Origin of the sequence: Mitsuaria sp. WAJ17 (assembly GCF_014174515.1) — a bacterium.
In the GTDB taxonomy this organism is placed as follows: domain Bacteria; phylum Pseudomonadota; class Gammaproteobacteria; order Burkholderiales; family Burkholderiaceae_C; genus Roseateles_B.
In genome coordinates this window covers 1-5521 of sequence record NZ_JACJUG010000063.1, presented here as the reverse complement: position 1 = coordinate 5521, position 5521 = coordinate 1, and the positions used below count along the sequence as shown (strand labels likewise).

The following is a 5521-nucleotide window of genomic DNA, read 5'->3' as shown; positions in this document are numbered from 1 at the left end:
ATGATCTCCAGGACCAATGCCGTCTTGCGCTTCGCGGTCCAGCGCTTGATCTCTTCGTCCATCAACGTACTCATGGTGTCTTCCTCTCTAAGGTAACACCTGAGCAGGTTTTCACTGGGTCAATACAGCCCGCAGTATGTGGCCACTGATGCCCCGGGGCAGCCCGGTGGCGCATACAGGCTCATGCCGTGAGCGACCCTCGCATGAGGGATGCTTCCACCCGCGCTGCTGGAAAACGCCGTTGTGCGCTGCGGCATGATGCGGCAGATTGCTGCCGTCAAACGTTTGGCGCCGCCGTGGGCGGGTCTGTCAAACGCCTGTCGAATGCATCTGTCATAAAGTGGCCTGCCACGGTGCAGCCGCAGGGCCGGGGAGGCTCGCTCAGGCACTGAGCCAGGGCGGGTCGAGATCACATGAGGGACTGTATGAATCGTTGCCGCCGCCCGCGCGCCGGGCGTGGGTTCACCTTGCTGGAATTGCTGGTGGTGATGGTCATCATCGGCCTGCTGGCGGGCTATGTGGGGCCGCGCTTTTTCGGGCAGATCGGCAAGTCCGAGGTCAAGGTGGCGCGCGCGCAGCTGGACGCCCTGCAGAAGGCCCTGGACCAATACCGCATCGACACCGGCCGCTATCCCTCTGCCGAGCAAGGCCTCCAGGCCCTGCGCGAAAAGCCCATGGACGAGCCCCGCTGGGCCGGCCCCTACCTCTCCAAGGCCGTCCCCAAGGACCCCTGGGGCCAGGCCTACCAGTACAAGGCACCCGGCGAGCATGGCGAGTACGACCTGCTCTCCTTCGGCCATGACGGCCGGCCCGGCGGCGAGGGCGAGGACGCCGACATCACCAGTTGGTGAGCCCCCGGCCAACAGCGTTTGACCATGCCCGACTACATCGTCCGCTACCAGCCTGAGCAGGCCGGCCTGCAGCAGGCCCGCCTGCAGGCACCGGACCGCCAGGCCCTCGCCGGGCTGCTGGGGGTGAGCCCGCAGCGCATCCTGTCCGTGGAGGAAGTCGCCGAGGTGTCCGCAACGGCGTCGGCTCCTGCTGGAAGGCGCTTCCCGCTGCAGCTGTTCAGCCAGGAGCTGGCGGTGCTGCTGGGCGCCGGGGTGTCCCTGGTCGAGGCCTTGGAGACCTTGAGCGAGAAGGAAGCCCAGCCCGACGTGCGCGCGGCGCTGGCCGGCGTGGTGCAGGCGCTGAAGGCCGGCCAGCCGCTCAGTGCGGCCCTGCGCGCCCAGCCGCAAGCCTTCGACGAGCTGATCTGCGCCCTGGTGGCCGCCAACGAACGCAGCGGCCAACTGGCCCCGGCCCTGGCTCAGCATGGCCGCTACTTGGCCTGGGTGCAGCAGCTGCGCGACCGCCTGGTGGCCGCCTGCGTCTACCCGGCTCTGCTGCTGGGCGTGGGCTCGGCGGTGATCCTCTTCCTGCTGCTCTTTGTGCTGCCCCGATTTGCCGGCATCCTGGATGGCCTGGGCTCGGACCTGCCCTGGGGCTCCATGGCCCTGCTGCGCTTCGGGCGCTTTGCGGGCGAGCACCCCCTGGCCGTGGCCCTGAGCCTGGGCGGCGCGCTGCTGGTGGCGGTCCTGGCCCTGCGCTCGGCGCCCATGCGTGCGGCGCTGCAGGCGCGGCTGTGGACCCTGCCCGCCATCGGCCCGCGCCTGCGCGTGCTGGCTCTGGCCCGCTTCTACCGCAGCCTGGCCATGCTGCTGGCGGCGGGCGTGCCGGCCTTGCAGGCCCTGAAGATCGTGCAGCCCCTGATGGCCCTGCCCTGGCAGGACGCCGTCGCCCGCCTGGCCACGGCCGTGGGCGAGGGCCAGCGCTTTTCCGAAGCCCTGGAGGCGCAAGGCCTGGCCACGCCCGTGGCGCGCCGCATGGTGCGCGTGGGCGAGCGCAGCGGCGAACTCGCCGCCATGCTGGAGCGCGCCGCCGCCTTCCACGACGAGGAAGCCGTGCGCCTCACCGACTTCCTCAGCCGCGCCCTCAACCCCGCCCTGATGCTGATCATGGGCGTCCTCATCGGCGGCATCATCGTGCTCATGTACCTGCCGATCTTCCAGCTGGTGGAGCAGGTGCAATGACGGCCGTCCATCTCCATGATTGCCTGCCGGCCGAGCAAGGCCCCTGGCAGCTGGACTTCGAACGCTGGCCGCAGGCGCAGGCCCAGCGCTGGCGTGCAGTGCTGGCCCAGGGCGGGGCCTCGCAGCTGGTGCTGCTGGCCGATCGCGAGCCCGATGTGCTGCTGCTGCAGAGCGTCGAGGCCCGACTGCAGGCCGCGGTGGACTGGCAGCGCTGCGAACCCGCGGCCCTGGCGCATTGGCTGGGCAGCGGCGAGGCCGACTTCCGCGCCCTCGCTGAGGTGGACGAGGGCCTCGCGCCGGGCGAGGCCGGCGCTGTGGCGGTGGAGGAGCTCTCGGCCCTGTCGCTGTCCGAGGCGGCCTCGCCGGCCGTGCGCCTGCTCAATGCCACGCTCTTCGACGCCCTCCAGGACGGCGCCAGCGACGTCCACATCGAGTGCACGGCCCGCGGCGCCCAGATCCGCTTCCGCATCGACGGCGTGATGGCGCCTGTGCGCCAGGTCGAGGGGGCAGGCTTGGCCGAGCAGCTGGTCTCGCGTCTCAAGGTGATGGCCGAGCTGGACATCGGCGAGCGCCGCGTGCCGCAGGACGGCCGCTTCAAGCTGCGCCACGCGGGGCGCGAGATCGACTTCCGCCTCTCCATCATGCCCAGCGTCTTCGGCGAGGACGCCGTGGTGCGCCTGCTGGACCGCGCCCGCATCGAACAGGACCAGGGCGCCCTGAGCCTGGATGCCCTGGGCTTCGACGAGGCCGAGCGCGCCGCGCTGCGCCTGCAGGCCCGCCAGCCCCACGGCATGCTGCTGGTGACCGGGCCCACGGGCTCGGGCAAGACCACCACGCTCTACGCCACGCTGACCGAGATCCACACCGGCCAGGACAAGATCATCACCATCGAAGACCCGGTGGAGTACCAACTGCCCGGCGTGGTGCAGATCCCAGTGAACGAAAAGAAGGGCCTGACCTTCTCGCGCGGCCTGCGCTCCATCCTGCGTCACGACCCGGACCGCGTGATGGTGGGCGAGATCCGCGACGCCGAGACCGCGCAGATCGCCGTGCAGGCCGCGCTAACCGGCCATCTGGTCTTCTCCACCGTCCATGCGAACAATGCCTTCGACGTCATCGGCCGCTTCATGCACATGGGCCTGGACCTCTACAACGTGGTCTCCGCCCTCAACGCGGTGCTGGCGCAGCGCCTCATGCGCCTGAACTGCCGCCATTGCGCGGCGCCCGTCGCGCCGGAGCCGGCCCTGCTGGCGCGCCATGGACTGGTGCCCGGCGCGCACCACTTCCTGAAGGGCGAGGGCTGCGGCCACTGCCGCGGCACGGGCTATCGCGGCCGCCGTGCCGTGGCCGAGCTGCTGCGCCTGGATGATGGGCTGCGCGACCTCATCGCCAGCCGCGCGCCGATGTCGCAGATCAAGGAGGCCGCGCGCAGCCGCGGCATGAAGCCCCTGCGCCAGCAGGCCCTGGCGGCCGTGTGCCGCGGCGAGAGCACCTTCGAGGAGCTGGATCGTGTCACCCTCGATGAATGAAGCCCGCCGCACGGCGGTGGCGCGGGTTCTGGGCCGCCCGCCTCGCTTCGGCCGCCCCCTGTGGCTGGATGCGCAGGGCCTGTGCGATGCCGAGGGCCACCGCCTCTGCGACGCCCAGCTGCCCGCAGCCGGCCTGGACCTGCTGCTGTCGGAGCAGCTGCTGACGCCCCTGGTGGCTGAGGCCGGTCTGGCGCTGTCGGCGGCCGATGACATCCGTGCGCATGCCGCGCATTTGCTGAGTCATTACCACGGGCCGCTGGCCCAGTCCTGGCCGCTGGCGCCCTGGTCCGAGGGGCGCGGCGGGCTGCGCCGCTGCGGTGCCTGGGCCCTGTCCAGCGTCGAACACTGGGCGGCCTTGCAGCCTCGCCTGCGTAGCGCGCGGCCGGCGTCGCTGGCCTGCCTGGAGGCTTGCAGACGCCAGGAGCCCGCCTGGGCGCAGGCGCCGCAGGCCGCGCTGGCCTGGGTGGAGGGCAGCCTGCTGTGCTGGATGACGTTGCAGGACGGGGTGCTGCAGGCCGTGCGCCACCTGCGCCTGCCCGCGCCGACGCCGGAGGCGCTGTGCCGGCGTCTGCAGCCCCTGCTGGCCGGCCTGCCTCAGGGCACTGCGATCCTGCTGGCGGGCTGTGGCCTGTCGGCGCCGTTGGAGGCCCCGCCGGCGGGTGTGCGGGTCCTGGTTGCCCTGGACACTGCAAGACCTGACCCCCTGCTATGGGCCAGTCCGGCCCCGGCGCCCCGTGAAGCCTCGGGTGACTTCCTCCCCGCGGTGCAGCCCCTGGCCCGCTGGCGCTGGCCCCTGCTGGTTGTGGCTCTGCTGTGCCTGGGCCTGGCGGCGCAGGAAGGCTGGCAGGCCCATGCGCAGCGCCAGGCCGCCCACGAGGGCGTGGCCGGGCTGCAGGCGCGGCAGGGCCGGCCCACGACGCCCACGGTCCGTCCCGGCAGGGTCGTCGCGGGCGATCCCAAGGGGCTGGTCGAGGCCAACCAGGCCCTGCGGCAGCCCTGGCAGGCCCTGCTCGCCCAGGTCGAGGCCGCAGCCCTGGATGAACAGCAACGCCCGCGTGTGGCCTGGCTGGGCCTGGACCTGCAGGCCTCACGCGCCGAGCTCCGCCTGGAGGGGCAGGCCGAGGACCGCGCCCAGATCCTGGCCGTGGCCGACACCCTGGCACGCCTGCCGGGCTGGGGCGAGGTGCTGCCCGGTGCCATCCAGGCCGAGGAGGGCGGTCGGCCGGGCCTGCGTTTCAGCCTGCAGGCACGGCTGTCGCCGGCGCTGTTGGCCTCGGCGGCGCCGGCCGCTTCCTCGACAGGAGCCCCGCGATGAAGCCCCGGATGCTGCTCTGGCAAAACCTGACCCCCGCGGCCCTGCGCCGCAGCCTGCGGGCCTCCGCCGCCCTGCCCGTTTCGGCTGCGCAGACCCCGGCCGCCTTCCTGGCCGCCTTGCCGTCTTCGGCTGAGCGCCAGCGGCGCCTGGCCGACCTGCTGGAGATCGGCTTGCGCCTGGGCCTGGAGCCGCAGCGCAGCGAGCAGCGGCTCAGCGCCGACGCCGACACCGGCCTGGAGCGCCTGCGCATCAGCATGCCGGTGCAGGGCAGTTATGCCCAGCTGCGGCACTACCTCGGCGCGGCCCTGGCCCATGACCCGGCCCTGAGCCTGGACAGGCTGCACCTGCGCCGCCAGCAGCGCGAATCGCAGGCCTTGCAGGCCGAGTTGGTCTGGACCCTGTACAGCCGCCGGGAAGGAGGGGCCCGGCCATGAGTTCGCCGTCCAGCGCCGCCGCTCCCCTGTCCCGTCGCCACTGGGCCCTGGCCCTGGCCTTGGGGGCGACGGTGGCCGCCTGCCTGTGGGTCGCCCAGCTGCCCGATGCCGAGACGCCGGACGTGGCCGAAGTGGCCGAGGCCAGGCCGGCGCGCAGCTCGCGGCCCGGGG

5 protein-coding genes are annotated in these 5521 nt (G+C 72.4%); all 5 read left to right on the top strand.

Annotated elements, in window-relative coordinates:
* Positions 1 to 425: 425 nt before the first annotated feature.
* The 5 genes from gspG to H5407_RS23155 are packed head-to-tail and all read left to right on the top strand — an operon-like array spanning position 426 to position 5350.
* A complete protein-coding gene (gene gspG, locus H5407_RS23175; protein ID WP_183106858.1) occupies positions 426 to 851 on the top strand; it encodes a type II secretion system major pseudopilin GspG in 426 nt (141 codons plus the stop codon).
* Between the two features lie 24 nt (positions 852 to 875).
* Positions 876 to 2072 (top strand): type II secretion system F family protein, encoded by a 1197-nt coding sequence (locus H5407_RS23170; RefSeq protein WP_183106857.1) that lies wholly within the window; start codon positions 876 to 878, stop codon positions 2070 to 2072.
* The gene (locus H5407_RS23165; RefSeq protein WP_183106856.1) at positions 2069 to 3601 is read left to right on the top strand and encodes a GspE/PulE family protein; all 1533 of its coding nucleotides are present in this window, start codon (positions 2069 to 2071) and stop codon (positions 3599 to 3601) included. Before H5407_RS23170 ends, H5407_RS23165 begins: the two co-directional genes overlap by 4 nt.
* The gene (locus H5407_RS23160; RefSeq protein WP_183106855.1) at positions 3582 to 4916 is read left to right on the top strand and encodes a hypothetical protein; all 1335 of its coding nucleotides are present in this window, start codon (positions 3582 to 3584) and stop codon (positions 4914 to 4916) included. Before H5407_RS23165 ends, H5407_RS23160 begins: the two co-directional genes overlap by 20 nt.
* Positions 4917 to 4924: 8 nt before the next feature.
* The gene (locus H5407_RS23155; protein ID WP_183106854.1) at positions 4925 to 5350 is read left to right on the top strand and encodes a GspMb/PilO family protein; all 426 of its coding nucleotides are present in this window, start codon (positions 4925 to 4927) and stop codon (positions 5348 to 5350) included.
* Positions 5351 to 5521: the final 171 nt, after the last annotated feature.